14 protein-coding genes are annotated in these 17,240 nt (G+C 36.7%); 8 read left to right on the forward strand and 6 right to left on the reverse strand.

The genetic code is table 11. The features are described from left to right. Positions 1–507: 507 nt before the first annotated feature. Together OR571_RS21205 and ytzI are read left to right on the forward strand one after the other, a co-directional pair. Positions 508–2,283: a GGDEF domain-containing protein gene (locus OR571_RS21205; protein ID WP_282245817.1), complete on the forward strand. Its 1,776-nt coding sequence runs from the start codon at positions 508–510 to the stop codon at positions 2,281–2,283. 59 nt (positions 2,284–2,342) lie between these two features. After that, the gene (gene ytzI, locus OR571_RS21210) at positions 2,343–2,495 is read left to right on the forward strand and encodes a YtzI protein (protein WP_282245819.1); all 153 of its coding nucleotides are present in this window, start codon (positions 2,343–2,345) and stop codon (positions 2,493–2,495) included. Positions 2,496–2,763: 268 nt separating this feature from the next. On the opposite strand, the gene rlmN is transcribed toward ytzI, so the two are convergent. Continuing rightward, positions 2,764–3,831 carry a dual-specificity RNA methyltransferase RlmN gene (rlmN, locus tag OR571_RS21215; RefSeq protein WP_282245820.1) on the reverse strand — a complete coding sequence of 356 codons (1,068 nt, stop codon included), beginning with the start codon at positions 3,829–3,831 and terminating at the stop codon, positions 2,764–2,766. Between the two features lie 222 nt (positions 3,832–4,053). Here rlmN and OR571_RS21220 point away from each other — a divergent pair, with 222 nt between their 5' ends. Next, on the forward strand, positions 4,054–4,422 hold the full coding sequence (locus OR571_RS21220; RefSeq protein ID WP_282245822.1) for a hypothetical protein: 369 nt from the start codon (positions 4,054–4,056) through the stop codon (positions 4,420–4,422). Positions 4,423–4,472: 50 nt separating this feature from the next. On the opposite strand, the gene OR571_RS21225 is transcribed toward OR571_RS21220, so the two are convergent. After that, positions 4,473–5,285 carry a sulfurtransferase gene (locus OR571_RS21225; RefSeq protein ID WP_282245824.1) on the reverse strand — a complete coding sequence of 271 codons (813 nt, stop codon included), beginning with the start codon at positions 5,283–5,285 and terminating at the stop codon, positions 4,473–4,475. Positions 5,286–5,298: 13 nt separating this feature from the next. Beyond that, a complete protein-coding gene (locus OR571_RS21230) occupies positions 5,299–8,895 on the reverse strand; it encodes a dynamin family protein (RefSeq protein ID WP_282245826.1) in 3,597 nt (1,198 codons plus the stop codon). 249 nt (positions 8,896–9,144) lie between these two features. On the opposite strand from OR571_RS21230, the gene speD reads away from it, so the two are divergent. Beyond that, the gene (gene speD / locus OR571_RS21235) at positions 9,145–9,969 is read left to right on the forward strand and encodes an adenosylmethionine decarboxylase (protein ID WP_282245828.1); all 825 of its coding nucleotides are present in this window, start codon (positions 9,145–9,147) and stop codon (positions 9,967–9,969) included. Positions 9,970–10,033: 64 nt separating this feature from the next. Here speD and OR571_RS21240 read toward each other — a convergent pair whose 3' ends face one another. Further along, positions 10,034–11,383 carry an alkaline phosphatase gene (locus tag OR571_RS21240; RefSeq protein ID WP_282245830.1) on the reverse strand — a complete coding sequence of 450 codons (1,350 nt, stop codon included), beginning with the start codon at positions 11,381–11,383 and terminating at the stop codon, positions 10,034–10,036. A gap of 516 nt (positions 11,384–11,899) precedes the next feature. Between OR571_RS21240 and OR571_RS21245 the strand changes: the two genes are divergently transcribed. The 4 genes from OR571_RS21245 to OR571_RS21260 all read left to right on the forward strand — a co-directional run bounded on the left by OR571_RS21245 (position 11,900) and on the right by OR571_RS21260 (position 15,282). Beyond that, positions 11,900–12,352 (forward strand): chemotaxis protein CheX, encoded by a 453-nt coding sequence (locus tag OR571_RS21245; protein WP_282245832.1) that lies wholly within the window; start codon positions 11,900–11,902, stop codon positions 12,350–12,352. A 641-nt stretch (positions 12,353–12,993) separates the two neighbouring features. Continuing rightward, complete coding sequence (locus OR571_RS21250; protein WP_142537164.1) at positions 12,994–13,116, forward strand: cytochrome c oxidase subunit 2A; 123 nt, start codon at positions 12,994–12,996, stop codon at positions 13,114–13,116. A gap of 20 nt (positions 13,117–13,136) precedes the next feature. Next, positions 13,137–13,613 (forward strand): cupredoxin domain-containing protein, encoded by a 477-nt coding sequence (locus tag OR571_RS21255; RefSeq protein WP_142537165.1) that lies wholly within the window; start codon positions 13,137–13,139, stop codon positions 13,611–13,613. Position 13,614: 1 nt separating this feature from the next. Then, positions 13,615–15,282 carry a b(o/a)3-type cytochrome-c oxidase subunit 1 gene (locus OR571_RS21260; protein WP_282245835.1) on the forward strand — a complete coding sequence of 556 codons (1,668 nt, stop codon included), beginning with the start codon at positions 13,615–13,617 and terminating at the stop codon, positions 15,280–15,282. Between the two features lie 57 nt (positions 15,283–15,339). Here the strand turns inward: OR571_RS21260 and OR571_RS21265 are convergent, their stop codons facing one another. Both OR571_RS21265 and OR571_RS21270 read right to left on the reverse strand, forming a co-directional pair. Continuing rightward, on the reverse strand, positions 15,340–16,083 hold the full coding sequence (locus OR571_RS21265) for a CsxC family protein (protein WP_373287581.1): 744 nt from the start codon (positions 16,081–16,083) through the stop codon (positions 15,340–15,342). Between the two features lie 256 nt (positions 16,084–16,339). After that, entirely contained in the window at positions 16,340–17,101 is a 762-nt protein-coding gene (locus tag OR571_RS21270; RefSeq protein WP_142537167.1) for a CsxC family protein, read from the reverse strand. Between the last annotated feature and the right edge of the window lie 139 nt (positions 17,102–17,240).

Below are 17,240 nucleotides of genomic sequence, written 5' to 3' on the forward strand. Positions count from 1 at the left end.
CAAATTACACATCATATCTATGTATAATGCGCATAATTCGGATTGTTCTGAATACTAAAGCATTCTTTTTTGATCAAACTAGTTCGATGTGGAAATCTGATTGAGAGAGTCTTTATTGATAACTTGCTTGTTGTTGCTCTTGATCGTTTTCTGTCTTCTATACTTGTTAAAAAAACAAAATTGCAAATGCAACTTTCTTTGGCCGATTAGCTCCTATGAACAATAAAATGGAATAACGCACTTTATAGGGAAACTGCGCGGTAAGGAACTATGCCATACATGTATGTAAACGATTTACTCAGATTGGATTGGATTAGAGTAAGTTAGCAATACCTCTTTTGAACTCTAGATTTAGTTATTAATAAATTATCTAGACCAAAGTAATTAGTAGACGCATTTGAACACTTTGCTGTTACTGATTATTTACATGCACTTTACACTAGCTAGATATTTCGAAACTATAATATAGATTGAACAGTGTCTGTTCATTTAGGGGGAATTAGTAAAATGGCAATTGAAGATCATGATTACGGAGAATTATTTTCCTATATATTAAAAGAGCGAGCAATCCAAACAGTCTTTCAACCTATTATTTCGCTGCATAGTGGACAAATCTATGGTTACGAAGCGTTATCAAGAGGGCCTGCGAATACAGTATTACATAACCCGGAAATGTTATTTGATTATGCATTAAAAAATGGACAGCTTTGGGAGCTTGAAAACTTATGTCGAGCAAATGCTTTGAAATGCGCGCATGATTTAAAAGCGGAAGGAAAATTGTTTTTAAACGTTAATCCTAATATTATGAACGACTCTAAATTCAAGCAAGGTTTCACTAAAGAATATTTATCTAAGTTTCACATGGATGCAGATAGCATTGTATTTGAAATTACAGAAAGAGAAGCGATTAACAATTTAAAAGATTTTATCAGCACAATCGATCATTACAAAAACCAATATTATCAAATTGCAGTAGATGACGTAGGAGCGGGTTATTCGGGGTTAAATGTTATTACGGATGTGCGCCCGCATTATATGAAACTGGACATGAAACTTATTCGGGATATTGACCGGGACCGAACGAAACAATTACTAGTGAGTTCTTTAAGTGAATTTGCAAATTACTCTCAAATAAATATTATCGCCGAAGGAATAGAAACAAAGGACGAGCTTCGTACATTAATTGATATCGGGGTGCATTTTGGACAAGGCTATTTTATACAAAAACCAGCGACACAATTATATCCAGTACGTGAGGAAGTTAAAACAATCATCAAAGCAGAAGTTTCTAGAAAGAATCGCGTTAGTAGAAACCGTTTAACGGATACTTCTATCGAACAAATAGCGACTCCGTTAAAGACCATTCCCAGTCAAATGCCTATTTCTAAGGTAAGCAATTTAATGGAAGCTAACGATTTACTCCCTGGTTTTTGTATTCAAGATGACAATAAATTGATCGGCGTTATAACTAGAAATAAACTGCACCTCAAGTTTAGCGGCCCATATGGATATAGTTTATATAACAAAAAGCCAATCGCTGCGATCATGAGCCGTAACTATATGAAAGTAGATGCAGAAACCCCGATAGATGTAGTAGCAAAAATAGCAATGAAAAGAGATCCGCTTCATTTGTATGATTTCATAACTGTGACGAAAGATGATCAGTATTTCGGTGTTGTGACAGTAAAAGATCTGCTCGAAAAAAGTATGCAGCTAGAAATAGACTACGCCAAGCATTTGAATCCGCTTTCTGAGTTGCCTGGTAATCTGATGATCGAGCAGCAGCTACAAAGCTGTATGGACGCAGATACAAATATGACTGTTTTATATTTCGATATTGATAATTTTAAGCCTTATAATGATGTGTATGGATTTGAAAAAGGAGATAAAGTCATTATGCATTTAGCAGAGATTATTGAGAATAGCTGCCCGCTTGATGGATTTGTAGGTCATATTGGTGGGGATGACTTCCTTTTAATAACGGCGGCTTCCAAAAGTAAACAGCTTTGTGAAAAAATTATTGAGGAATTCGATAAATCCGTGGAACAATTCTATCATACTCAGGATTTTTTAAAAGGATATATCATGTCCAAAAATAGACACGGAATCGAGGAATCATTTCCACTTCTAACTATTTCTATCGCAGGAGTGTCTAATAAAAATACTCAATCTATTTATGAACTGTCCGAGCTTGCAAGCCAGATTAAGAAACAATGCAAACAAATCCCTGGCAGTAACTATTTATTGCAGGAACCGAATGCCGTTGTTACCATGAAAGGTTAACATTTAACTTTTAAACATGCTATGATAGTTGTATACATAGTTTGTACGGAGGGAATTGTATGACAACCGTTTTTATCATTGGGGCACTTACGTTTATCATTATACTTGCGCTTAGCATCTATACTGTTAACAAAGGCTATGCATATAAGCATACAATTGATGAACGTCCAGCTAAACAGGATGAATCTACAGAAAAAACGCATCGCCCATAAGGCGAATGCGTTTTTTATTGTCCAGACTTCAGCGCCTTGCTCCTGCGCACAGCTCGTCGCAGAAGAACGTTCCCCCTAGGGTCAAATGGGAAAAAACTGCTCCTGCGCAAGCTCGTCGCAAACAAAATCGCTTGTGGTGACTGAGGAGCTGCCTCCTTGGCCCGCACGATGCGGGTTATGTCTGCTTTGCCACAGGATGTGGCGTAGTTTGCAGACCTACCACGTACCCATTTGGTTGTCGAGGTAGAAATAGGCGCTTGCGCTTTTCTTAGTTCTTCACTTTTTCTTTTTTGATTTGTTTACTACGTAATTGTCCACATGCTGCATCAATATCCGTTCCTTGTTCCATGCGAACTCCACAGTTAATTCCGTGATTTTTCAGCGTTTGGAAAAAGGCACTGATTGATTTTTCAGAGCTACGTTGGTATTGTCCATGCTCGTCTACTGGATTGTATGGAATCAGATTGACGTACGATAGATGACGTTTGTTTTCGAGTAGCTTCGCTAGTTGCTGCGCTTCTTCCACATGGTCATTTACGTCTTTTAGTAAGATGTATTCAAATGTAATACGGCGATTTGTTTTTTCTAAATAATAATCTACTGCTGCCATTACTTTTTCAATTGGGAATGCTTTATTGATCACCATGATTTTTGTACGTAATTCATCATTTGGTGCGTGTAATGATACTGCAAGATTTACTTGAATATTCTCGTTTGCAAAGTCCATAATTTTTTTCGCAAGTCCACTTGTCGAAACGGTAATATGACGAGCACCGATAGCTAGACCTTTTTGATCGTTGACAGTGCGTAAGAAACTCATCAGGTTTGTATAGTTATCAAATGGTTCTCCGATACCCATAACAACGATATGACTTACACGCTCGTCTTTTTGCATTTGGTCTAAATGCTGTTGCACTTTCATAATTTGTCCAACAATTTCGCCTGCGTCTAAATCACGATTTTTCTTAAGTAATCCACTTGCACAGAAACTACAGCCGATGTTACAGCCGACTTGAGTTGTTACACAAACTGATAAACCGTATTTAAAACGCATTAGTACTGTTTCGATTAAGTTGCCGTCTTGCATTTCAAATAGGAATTTAATCGTACCATCCGCTGATTCTTGTTTTACAGATTCTTTTAGCGTTTGGATCACAAAGTTTTCTTTTAATATTTCTAAACATTCTTTGCTTACATTAGTCATGTCATCAAAACTTTGTACTCGTTTAATATATAACCAGTCCCAAACTTGTTCGGCACGATATTTCTTTTGTCCATGTTCTAATAACCATTCTATTAACTGGTCTCTTGTTAGACCATATATTGATTTTTTCATTTTTAGCCCTCATTTCATCCGTATACAATTCGCCTATTATACCCCAATTGTTTACATACGACAACTTATTATAACGGAAATGAACGATAAAAGAAATCATTTTGTTTACTCGTGAAATTTTTCGATATCAGTAGATTAAAAAATAGTGGATTAATTGTAATTTAGCTTGAATAGAATAATAAGAGATTTTTCATTCAGTGAATTTACAAGGGGTTGATTAAAATGGCTAAAAGGATTAGAAGGATTGTTAATAAAAGAGTACGCAAAGGGCTATTAAAGTTGGGATTACTCATCGTCGGAATTTACGCTTTTTTACCTACTTATCTTTTAGAATCAAATATACAAAATTATGAGAACGATTCGGAGAAGGATTTTGCAGCGTATGCATTAGAAACGACTGCAGACATATTTAGTAACACGCTGGAACAGTCATTGATCGTTTCATATGCAATTGAATCGATTGAGGAAGTGGAAGGTGAACCACTGTCTTCCGTCATTATTGCTTATACTGCTTTTGGACTTCCTTACGCTGAAATTATTGTTAACGAAAACGTCGCATACGTAAACAAAAAGCTACTGTTTCAAAAATAGGCAAGTACAGGCCCCATATCTACGCTAGTAGTCATGGGGCCTGCTTAACATCAGTCTTGCTCTACTTCATTTTCTCGGATCCAGTCACTATAACTTCCTACATATAATTTTACATTAGAATAACCAGCCTCTTTTAATCCGGCATATAGTGGTGCTGCAGTAACGCCGCTTCCGCAATATGCGATGACCGGCTTGTTTTTATCCGTTACATGCTGCATCTGTTCTGCAAGCATTTCCTTTTCTAAAAACTTGCCACCTTCTTTCAACTGCTCCCAATCAAAATTAACGGCAGTCGGAATATGCCCGGCAATAGGATCAATTGGTTCACTTTCTCCTTTAAAACGAAAAGCCGCACGAGCATCTACAAGCTGTCCCTCTAGCTCTCCTGCTACTACTTTCTTTACATCTTCCACATCGAGATAAATAGCATCATTCCAATTTGGTTCTGTATCGGAAAGAGATATCTCGGGCTCTTCTTTTGAAATTGGGAATAACCCTTTCACCGCCTCATATCCTTCACGCAATACATACACATTCGTAAATCCAGCCCATTCCAGTAAAAAGTACGCTCTTAACGCAAACGGAGAAGCACCTTGATCATAAACAATAATAGCGTCATCTAGTTGAAGTCCCGCTTGTCTGCATAGCTCTGTCATTTTGTCTTTTGAAATCATCGGATGACGACCCTTATTACTTGTCATATCGGATAAATCCTGTTCGAGATCCCAGTAAATTGCCCCTTCTAAATGACCTTCTTTATACATATTTGGACCTGCCGTTTTATTGGCTAAATCAAATCGTGTATCGATGAAACGTACTTTTTCCGGCTGTACATCTTCCCAATTAATAAAAACGTTCGTCATATAACTCGCCCCTTTAGTTTGAAATTATAGCATACAGTTCTTTCCATTTTGCTAGCATTTCCTCTTGCTCTAATAGTGAACGCTCAGCATCTAACTGACTAATCGAATCGTTTAACCATTTCAAACGAACTGCTTCCGCTTCCATATCAGCATATTGCTCTGCCCACTTAAAAAGTCGCCCTTGTTGCTCGTTTAGATAGCTTTCCGCTTCCACTTTTGTTTGTTCGGAAAGAGAGTCACGCAATTTTTCTTTGTCGTTTTTCTCGAAAAAGGATTTGTTGTTTTTATACAAGGATTTTACTTGTTCATATTTTTGAATATGCTGGAATGGGCCTTCAAAGTCCAGTAAATCTTGATTTTCAAATTCATGTGGCGTGTAGGTAAAGCTTGGATTCCAGTCTTTTAACACGCGCATCTCTTCTTTTTCTAGCTCCGTCATTTGTTTTTGGATAAATTGCAATAAACGGAAGTTGGTTACACGTAACTCTTGTTCGATATCAAAACGCAGCATATTTAATATATCTTTCAATGCGATTTCGAGAGCGACATTGGCTGACCTGTTTGAAAATAAGGACGGGTTATACGCTTCCTTAAAAAATTCATTGAAACGGTAATAGACTCTTTGCAATAAATAGTAAAGCAATGTTTCCAGCTCCTGCTTCGCTTCTTTTGCAATTAATGCGCCTTTAGAATTGGTGTAACGCTTACGAATATTTTGTTCTAACGTGCGTAATTCTCCTAGCCTTTCATCCTTCCTAGCTAAGTTCATTTCTGTTTGTTCAATCATCTGGTGCAATTTCATTTGTTGACGCGTTGTTTCTTCTTCCAATGTCGTTACTGCCATTCGTTTCAAATCATGTGCTAAGAATTGATAAAATGCTTCTTGGAATTGGAACATTCCTTCATGTAACGGAGCATTCGTTTGTTTTTCATGTAAGGCTTGTAGGCTTGAAACACCATATACCCGAGGGAATCTGATGCCAAATCTTTGTAACTCACCTTGCACATAATTTTTGACAAGCGCTTCCTCCTCCTCATTTGCGGCAAGATCGATCGCGTTGACGACGAAGAACATTTTATCTAACTCAAAGGAATCCTTCACTCGACCAAGCTGAATTAAAAATTCCCGGTCCGCTTTTGCAAACGCATGATTGAAATACGTCACAAACAGAACGGCATCTGCATTTCGAATATAGTCAAATGCAACACCAGTATGTCTAGCGTTAATCGAATCGGCTCCTGGTGTATCAACTAATGTAACACCAAGTCTTGTTAACTCACAGTCATAATAGAAATCGATAAAATCTACAAAGCAGCTGCGAGATTCTTCCGCGACAAAGCGATGAAATTCTTCCGCATCTACACGTAACGTTTGCCCAAGATTTGCTTCGAATTCTGCAAACCCTTTATGAAAGGCTACGATAAATGATTTATGAACCTCTTCTGCTACGGATTGCTCTTTTATAGTTGGCGCTTTTTCAAAAGCTTCTTTCAATGAGGAAACCGTCACACCAAGCATACTATAGGCAAATTGGACATCCTCTAATAGCTGCTGCTTTGTTTTTAACGTCACATCTGCTGTATTATGAGGATGGTCCTTTGTAACTGGTTGAATTTTATTGATCGCAGCAGTCGTTGGATTTGGCGATACTGGCAATACATTTTCTCCCATTAATGCATTGGAGAAACTAGACTTACCAGCACTAAAGGCTCCAAATAACGCAATTGTAAACTGTTGATGCTCCACTCTACTTGCTTTTTTCTTCAAATAACTTGCCGCTTCTTTAAATGCAGGAAGCTGTCCGATTGCTTCTGCCATTTTGTTGGCTCTTCTAAGTACAGCTTCTTGAGAGAAATCCACTTCTTTCACTTCTTGCTGCTTTTCTTCTATTACTTGTACAACGTTTTCTTCTATCTCTTGCTTAGTTTCATCATATTCCGTAATAGCATTTTCAAATGCAATTCGTTCTTTCTCCCATTCGATGAGTAGGGAATCCCGTTCCTTCCGAATAGCAAGTGAAGGAGTTTTGATTTCCTTTGTAAATGCCTGCAATTTGTCTTCCATTTCTTCTATTGTATGAATGGCCAGCAATTTCTTATTTAATTGAAGAATTTTCTGCTCTACTTTTTCGTTTTCTTCCATTGGATGTTCATTTATTTGTTTCGCCATTTCAATCTTCCAACTATCTGTTTCCCTTACGAAAAATCGATTGATCGCATCTTGTACACGGTTGGCAAAATGGAGTATTGCATCTCCAGAAGTATTCGCACCTTCATGAAGTGATTCTTTTATAATGGATATTGGTAATGGAAAAGTTGTATTCTCTATTTCAAGTGCTTTTTCATCTGAGAGTAACGACACATTTTTTAGCATATGTTTCATCAACTGTTTTAAATGGGAAGTAATATTTGTCTCTACAATCTTTTCTAACAGGTCGCTCGCTACTTGCAAGCGAGTTGCTCTTTCCTCTTCGGTTTTCTTTTTACTGTTGAAAAATCCTACTTTAAATGAGCTTTGCATCGCTTCCGCATATATTTTAAGCGCTTCTCTCATTTCATAAGGCATGACGGAAGCATTTTGTAAAAGCGATTTTCGACCCTCTTCGAATTCAGTTTTCCAAAGACCTGCATCTTGCAATTTTACATGCGTTTCGGATAGCTCTAATTGTTTTTTTAACTCTTCTTTGTTTTCCCATTCTCCTCTTGTCAGCTCTTCTTCGAAAGTTTCGAAGCATGTTTCTTTTTCATCTTCCAAGAAATGCATATGTTCATCTTCTAGTTTCTTAAGCGTGCTTTTCGCAGAAGTGATAAACAGCTCTTCTTTATGATCAATGGAATGCTGCACGATATGCTGAACCTTCGGAAAATCATTATGTATAAATGCTTTGTCTTTTAAAGAAGTAAAAAATATATCCTTTGGCTCCACTGACCAAGCGAGAAACGCATTGGCTACCGATTGTTTAAATGCTTCAAAGGAAAGCTCTTCTTCTCGATGTTTATCCACTTGGTTTACGATCAGATACACATTTTCATTATAATGAAGTAATTGCTTTGTAAATTGGAAATTAAGCTCGGATTGGACATGATTATAATCCATTACATAAAATACGATATCAGCTAAATGGAGTGCAGATTCAGTTGAAACTCGGTGCGCATCATCTGTAGAATCTACTCCAGGTGTATCCATCACACTAATACCTGCAGGTAACCCTGAAGATTTATGACCAATTTCAATTTGAGAAACTTGGCTGCCATCCTTGGAATATTTTTTTACTAACCCAATATCATATTCACCTGAGAATTTAACAGGAGCTTGATCAACAAAGTGAACAAGTGCATAATTTTCTGCAGTTTTTTGAACGGTAACTATGTTTGCAGAAGTAGGTATTGGGCTTGTTGGTAACAGCTGTTCTTCTACTAACGCATTGATCATGCTCGATTTTCCTGCGGAGAAATGCCCTGCAAAAGCAATGGTGAAAGTCCCTTGCTCTAATTTCTGCGCAAATAGTTTTGCCTTCGCAAATCGTTCTTCATCTTGTTGCTCGTGAAATAATGCAGCTAGTAATGCGTTTTGTTCTTTAATGTTATGTAATTCATCTGAATTGACCATTTGAAAAAACTACTCCTTTATATTTCGACAATATAGTTTATATCATAGCAGAAAATGTTCCAAAAATAGACCCCATTTGTATGGACAAAGAAGATTGTTTAGCTCAGACACTTTAAAAGCAGTACCAAATGTTTTAGAAAAAGGGCTTTGTGGAAAGATAAAGATACGGGTATCTGAAATTAGTTTTAACGCATACTTATATATCGTTTCAACTATACCCAAAATTATATGAAAGAGAGGAGTTTCAAAATGAGTTTAACTCCTAAGCAAAGAATTGAGTTACATGGCTTTAATAACCTTACTAAGACTTTAAGCTTTAATATGTATGATATTTGCTATACGCGTTCAAAAGAAGAGCGAGAAGCTTATATTGACTATATCGACGAACAATATAATGCGGATCGTTTAACCGAAATTTTAACGAAAGTGGCAGATATTATTGAGGCGAATGTTTTAAATATTGCCAAGCAAGATTATGAACCGCAGGGAGCAAGTGTCACTATTTTAGTTTCGGAAGGACCTGTTGATGATACTCCCGTCGATTCTTTTAAAGAATCACCAGGACCGTTACCTGAATCAGTCGTCGGTCATCTAGATAAAAGTCATATAACTGTTCATACTTATCCGGAATATCATCCGGATGAAGGAATTAGTACCTTCCGTGCGGATATTGATATTTCCACTTGCGGTGAAATTTCTCCTTTAAAGGCATTAAATTACTTGATTCATTCATTTGAGACGGACGTCATGGTAATGGATTATCGGGTACGTGGCTTTACTAGAGATGTAACAGGTCATAAGTTATTTATCGATCATGATATCAATTCTATTCAAAACTATATTCCCGAAAGCTTACAGGAATATTATCAAATGATTGATGTGAATGTATACCCAGAAAATATTTTTCATACAAAATGCAAGCTAAAGAAATTTGACCTAAATAATTATCTTTTCGGATACCGAGAAGACGAGTTAACAGAGGAAGAAAAAACAGCTATCACCAAAAAATTGAAAACCGAAATGGATGAAATTTTTTACGCTAAAAACATGGCAAGAACAGAAGAAAAGTATTAAAAAAAGACTGTAGTCAACCCCGATTTTCTCAGGGCTTGTCTACAGTCTGATTATTTTTCTAGATTTACTTAAGCTTCATCGCTTCCGAAATAATTTTTGGCAGGTCTGTATTGTCGTGGAATCCTACAAATTTATATGATTGCGGACCGAATGCAAAAACAGGAACAGGCGCTGCAGAATGGCCGTATCTAGTCCAGCCAATACCTGCACGTTCACTTAACACTTTATTAATAGCAGGCTTTGCATCTTCTGCTTGTTGAATAGTTCTTTCTTCCTCCACTGATAATTCAAGTCCAGTATATTCTAAAATGACCTCTTTTACATTTAAACGGTCTTTGTTTAATTGGCTAGCCATGAAGCCACCAGTAGCTGTTACATTTTTAAGAATAGCGGCTGCAGCATCAGATGAAGTAGCTGAACCAACTGACATACCGCCAGTCTCATGATCTCCAGCGACAATTACTAATGTTTTGCCATCTTGTTCTGCAAATTCAATCGCTTCCTGCACTGCTTCTTCAAAAGCTTTTGTATCATGCATTGCGTATCCAGCATCGTTTTCCTCGCCTGCCCAGTCTATTTGGCTTCCTTCTACCATTAAGAAGAAACCATCTTTATCTTGATTTAGAGCATCGATTGCTGTTTCAGTCATTTCTGCCAAGCTAGGCTCTTCAGTTTCCGCTCGATCAAATTCAGGAGCTAGTGCTCCGTCTGCAAATAGACCAAGTAATTTATCGCCTTTTTCTACATTTATGCTTTTTGCATTCCCTAATTGTTCACGTGTTTCAACAAATTCAAATCCTTTTTCTTGTGCTTCATCGATTAAGTCTAATTCCGTTTGCTTGCCCCCTTCTGAAACAGGTACAAAATTATTTTTACCACCGCCTAAAATTACATCTACACCGCTTTCTTGGATGTATTGGCGAGCAATTTCTGTTTCATTACTACGATGTTCTACATGTGATGCAAAACTAGCCGGAGTTGCATGTGTAATTGTAGAGGTTGCAACTAGGCCGGAAGATTTCCCTGCTTCCTCTGATGCTTCCAGAATTGTCTTCACCTTATTCCCTTCTGGATCAAATCCAATAACACCATTGTTTGTTTTAACGCCAGCTGCCATTGCCGTACCAGCAGCTGCAGAGTCTGTAATATCAGCGTTTGCTGAGTATGTAGTATACATTCCTTTAATATGTGAATCCCATACTGCTTCTTGTCCTTTAAAAATACGGTAATTTGCTGCATGATTTGCTCCAAATCCGTCAGGGATCATATAAATAACATTTTCTACAGGTCCGTTCTCATTCATTTTGACTTTTGAAGTATTAACCTCTTTTTTTGCAGCATCTGCATTGCTTAAACCTACTCCCGAAAGGACAAGTCCGGTACTTAGTGCGATAAAGCCAACTTTTTTAAACATGAAAATCTCTCCTCAAAATATTATTTTTGTTGCTATTAATAGTTTATTAGGTACGTATTAACAGCAAATTAAGGAGCGGTAAATGTTTAATGACAAATTTTTATCCTTTATACCTACATAATCTTATTTTAATAACCGAAATTCATTACTAAAGAATCTGCTATTAGGGATATTTAGTAAGATATTATATTCACTAATAAAATTAGTGATTTTTTTCTTAACAAAATTTACATTTGAAATTTATAAAAAATCGACTTAAATGCCTCTTTTGATTTAAATCGTAGAATTATTTTGGTTGTGGGGCTATAGAACGTAACACATAGGCTGTTATACCACTAAATAACAAAACAGAAGAACCAATGAATAGTGCTAGCATATAAATCATCCTCCCTACATTTGAAAACCATTCTCATTTACAACATAACACATTATTTCACTACTTTCTACAATTTCTATTCTTTTTCCCGCTTTTTCATGCTAAAATTGTACTATCTATATGTTAAGGATGGGGAAAAAATGAGTGCTTCAAAGCATATACAAACAATATTAAATGGAACAATCCAATCATTAAAATCAGTTATCCCTCTTTCGATGGATATAAAGTCCCCTTCTCTTATGGTACAACCTTTTGAGCAAACAGAAATGAGTGTACTAATAGGAATTATTGGTGATATTAAAGGTCGAATAATAATAGATTCTACTTCTAATGGTTTCTCTAAAATCGGAGCTACTATGTTCGGAATGCCTTTAGAAGGAGAGATGCTCGAATCATTCACTGGAGAATTAGGTAATATGATTGCTGGCAACTTATGTACGACGGTAGTGGCAAATGGAGTGGAAATTGATATTACTCCCCCTACCGTTATAGTTGGGACATCTAGATTATTCGGATTTCAACATGCTTTCCAATTACCAGTTGAAATTGCGGATGTTGGCGAAATAACGATTATTTTAACGATTGATGAATAGTAAGCAAACAAAAGAACTTCCTTTTAAAGGAAGTTCTTTTTTTATTGGTTAAAAACTATAGAAGGTTTTGAGAGACTACTAAGCAAATTGCTCGTCTTCGTGCATGGCACCCTACAATAAGTATAACCATCTTATTGATCTTGGAAGGCTGTCTAATAAAAATGCGTCAAAATTATGCGCAACATTGTAGGGCATTCACACAACATGAGGTTCGATTTTTAAAATTTATTAATAATGCGCCATTGTCAACCTTGTCTCGTTCAAAGGAGATTGTTATTTAGGAGCGGATTGCTTTCATTGACTTGATTAATTGTCCTTAATCATTAACTGGATAATAAAGCAGTTGAGATTCTTCCTATTAGAGAGTTACCGAGTCGTAAGCCAAGCAAACTGGCTATAACAGATCAATTAGTACAGTCTGTCGCTTTTCGCCGTTTATTGTAAGTGAATTTACAAATAATGGGATTTGAAAGAATATGCATAATCAAATAAACAATCAACTTCCTTTGATCTTCTCTGTAGGCTAATTCTTCACATTTAGTTCACACAATCGGTTGTAATGTGTGACTTTTATCACATCATCTATTTAAAAATGTATTTATGATATGACTATACAAGAACAAAATTTGGAGGTGTATAAAATGTCGAAAAAACGTGAGAAAGAACCAGATTTAAAAGGTACACTTTATTCGGTTGGTGTTCTTGGCGCATTTATTATAATCACATGGTTTATGGCATTTTATTTATTTATTGATCGATTTTAATTTATTGGAGGTTTGAAGCTATGCATATTCATAAATATGAAAAATGGTGGCTCACATTTGGAATTAGCTCACTTGTTTTATTTTTAGTTGTTGTTGGATTTAGTGCTTTCCATTACGGTTCCCATCCGCCAAGTGCAAAAGTTTACGTGGATCCTGAGCGGGTCGATGAGATTGCACCATTTAATAATCCGGGAGTTCATAAAGTAGAAGGAAAAGATTGGGATTACGAGGTTGTCTTTGTTGCTTCGGCATTTTATTATAATCCACCTGAAATTGAAGTCCCACTCGGGTCTACCGTTAAGTTTATTGCAACAACGAAAGATGTAGTACATGGTTTCCAGGCAGCTGGAACAAATATTAATATGATTTTGGAACCTGGCTATGTATCTGAATATATAACAACTGTTGATAAAGCAGGAGAATATTTAATATTATGTAACGAATATTGCGGGGTTGGACATTCGTCCATGACGTCCATGCTAAAGGTGGTAGAGTAAAATGGCAACTGTAGCTGAAAGAGCAAAAGATTTAGTAAAAGTAGATAGAAGAGATGGTAAATTAGCTCTGGCACATATTTACGTCGCCTTCATCGCATTAGCGATTGGTGGACTTTGCGGTCTATTACAAACATTAGTACGGTCTGGTACATTTACACTTCCTTGGGGAATTGGCTATTATCAAATTTTAACTGTTCACGGTGTATTACTCGGACTTGTATTAACAACTTATTTCATTTTTGGTTTCCAAATTGCCGCTGTCAGCAGAACATCTGGCACATTGACAGATAAACAACGTATGTTAGGTTGGGTCGGCTTTTGGGTAATGACCATTGGTACTATCGCCTCTGCAACAATGGTTCTGCTTAACCAAGCATCTGTGCTTTATACTTTTTATGCACCACTCCAAGCTCATTGGATTTTCTATGCAGGCTTGGCATTAGTCATTGTTGGTTCATGGATCGGCGGAGCTGGTCAAATTGGTAAATATATAGAATGGCGCAAAGCGAATCCTGGACAATCGAGTCCCCTACTTACTTTTATGGTAGTAGTTAACTTGTCTATGTGGATCGTATGTTCACTAGGAGTGGCAGTGGAAGTATTATTCCAACTACTCCCTTGGTCTTTAGGATGGGTAGATAAAGTAGATGTACTGCTTTCCCGTACACTGTTTTGGTACTTCGGTCATCCACTCGTTTACTTCTGGTTATTACCGGCTTATATGGTTTGGTATGTAGTCATTCCAAAAGTTATTGGCGGAAAAATTTTCTCTGATGCACTTGCTAGATTATCCTTTATGTTGTTTTTGTTATTTTCAATTCCAGTAGGATTTCACCATCAATTAGTGGAGCCTGGAATTAGTTCTTTCTGGAAGTTCCTACAAGTAGTATTAACATTAATGGTTGTTATTCCTTCTTTATTAACAGCGTTCTCCATGTTTGCTACTTTTGAAATTAGAGGGCGAGCTTTAGGCGGAAAAGGTATTTTAGGCTGGTTCAAAAAATTGCCATGGGGTGATGCACGCTTCCTTGTACCGTTTATCGGGATGGCTGCTTTTATACCCGCAGGTGCGGGTGGTATTATTAACGCTTCTCACCAAATGAACCAATTAGTTCATAATACCATCTGGGTAACGGGGCATTTCCATTTAACTGTTGCCACTACAGTTGTGTTAACATTTTTTGGAGCTGCTTATTGGTTAATTCCCCACCTTACTGGTCGAGTTTTAACGAAACAAATGAACAAGCTTGCAATTATTCAAGCAATCGTTTGGGCGTTCGGTATGTCCATCATGTCAGGAGCGATGCATATCGTTGGACTATTCGGCGCACCAAGACGTTCAGACTTCTCTACTTATGGAGGATCTGCACAAGCAGCTGAGTGGATTCCGTATCAAATTGCACAAGCGGTCGGTGGTACTATCCTATTTATCGGAATCGTGTTAGTTCTTTATATCGTTGCAAATTTACTTTGGTTTGCTCCTAAAGGAGAAACAGAATTCCCAGTTGGTGAGATTTCGGAAAATGCTGAGAAAACACCAATGGCATTGGAAAACTGGAAAATATGGCTGACAATTTGTATCGCATTGATATTGTTCGCTTATACCGTTCCAGTAATCGATATGATTCAAAATGCACCTCCAGGATCAAAAGGATTTAAATTGTGGTAATGATAAAAACGCTTGGTTTTTTTTACCAAGCGTTTTTATATGCAAACTAATCTGCTATTAGCCTAAACCTAAAGCATCCACTCTCACTTGTCTTACTTGCAGTACTTTTAGTGTAAGATCCACTACGATTTTCTCACGTAAAACACTAAACGATTCACCTACATTTGCAGGACATGGTGAAAAATCAAGCTCAAAGAAATCAGCACTTATTAATTCGCAATATGGCTGCTCATTATAATAGACATTATTTTCAAAGAAGAATTTATCCAAACGTGGGGTATGACCGTTTTTCGGATTAATAAACCGTGATCTGCTTTCGGATGAAGACCCAATTATCGGGAAAACAAAAAATTCCCCAGGAGTTAATTCTGCAAAACCAGAAAATGGTACAGTAGCAATTCGATCACGAATAACGCCATTACAATTCGAAGTAGCATATTCTATATCCTTTCGAATATACCCTTCTACAAACAATTTAGCTCTTGTAACTGTACGAATATTACCATCACATGGATCCGTTCCAAAACGTACAGGAATTAGTTTACATTGCGTGAGAAAGACATCTTTAAACACTCGTTTAATTTCACTTGCTGGTGGATTAAGGGGAATATTCGCTTCTACTACGATTTGAAGTGTAGTTTCTGCTAATACAACAGGAATTTTAATGATTGGATTAACATTTGATGGAACTAAACAAGGTGTTGCTACTTCATCAGCTAGAGGTGTTAATGTCACTGCCTCAACCGGGCATGGGTTAACAATTGGACACTCTCCATTACTCATACTATTTTGTTCACTCATTAAAATCACCTCCTCTCCTCTTTTGCAGTTTATTATCAATCATTTGATTGGAAATACTGCTCGTTCAGTCTATAGTATGCGGTTTATCACTTACTCTCTAAGCTATTGTAATTGGTATTGTAAATAATATTTGTTATAAAGTTCCTATCATTGGTTTGTTCAAAAAGCATAACTAGAATCTAATAGAGAAAATTAAGAACATTATTAAAACGCTTGGTTTTCACCAAGCGTTTTTATATAAACCAATCTGCTGGAGCTAGTCTTTTGAATGATGTTCTCCCAAACCTAAAGCATTAACTCGCACTTGTCTTAATTGTAATACTTTAAGAGTTAGATCAACTACAATCTTTTCACGTAAAGTATCAAATGATTCACCTACACCTGTTGGACATGGTGAAAAATCAAGTTCAAAAAAATCAGCACTTACTAACTCGCAATATGGCTGCTCATTATAAAAAACATTATTTTCAAAGAAGTATTTATCTAAACGTGGAATATCACTGTTTTTCGGGTTAATGAATCGGGATCTGCTTTCGGAAGAACCTCCTATTGTTGGGAAAACAAAAAATTCTCCAGGAGTTAATTCTGCAAAACCAGAAAATGGAACAGTAGCAATTCGATCGCGAATAAATCCATTACAATTTGTTGTAGCATACTCAATATCTTTGCGGATAAATCCTTCTACAAACAATTTTGCTCTCGTTACTGTACGAACATTACCTTCACATGATTCCGCACCAAAACGTACAGGGACAAGCTTACATTGCGTGATAAAAACATCTTTAAACACTCGTTTAATTTCACTTGCTGGTGGGTTAAGCGGAATATTCGCTTCTACAACAATTTGAAGAGTCGTTTCTGCTAATACAACAGGAACTTTAAGGATTGGATTAAGATTTGCTGGAACTAAATTAGGTCTTGCTACTTCATCAGATAGAGGTGTTAGTGTCACAGCATCAACCGGACACGGACGAATAATGGAACAATCTCCACTATTTGTAATATTTTGTTCACTCATCAATATCACCTCCTTTCAAATTCTCTATTTTCAGTGCTCACTCACTTGAACAAACACAATATTTATCTTATAGTATGCGGTTCATCTCTTTAGTCTCTAAACTTTTGTAATAGGTAATGTCTTTTTATTTTGCTTAAAG

This window comes from Psychrobacillus sp. NEAU-3TGS, from assembly GCF_029955155.1.
In the GTDB taxonomy this organism is placed as follows: Bacteria; Bacillota; Bacilli; order Bacillales_A; family Planococcaceae; genus Psychrobacillus.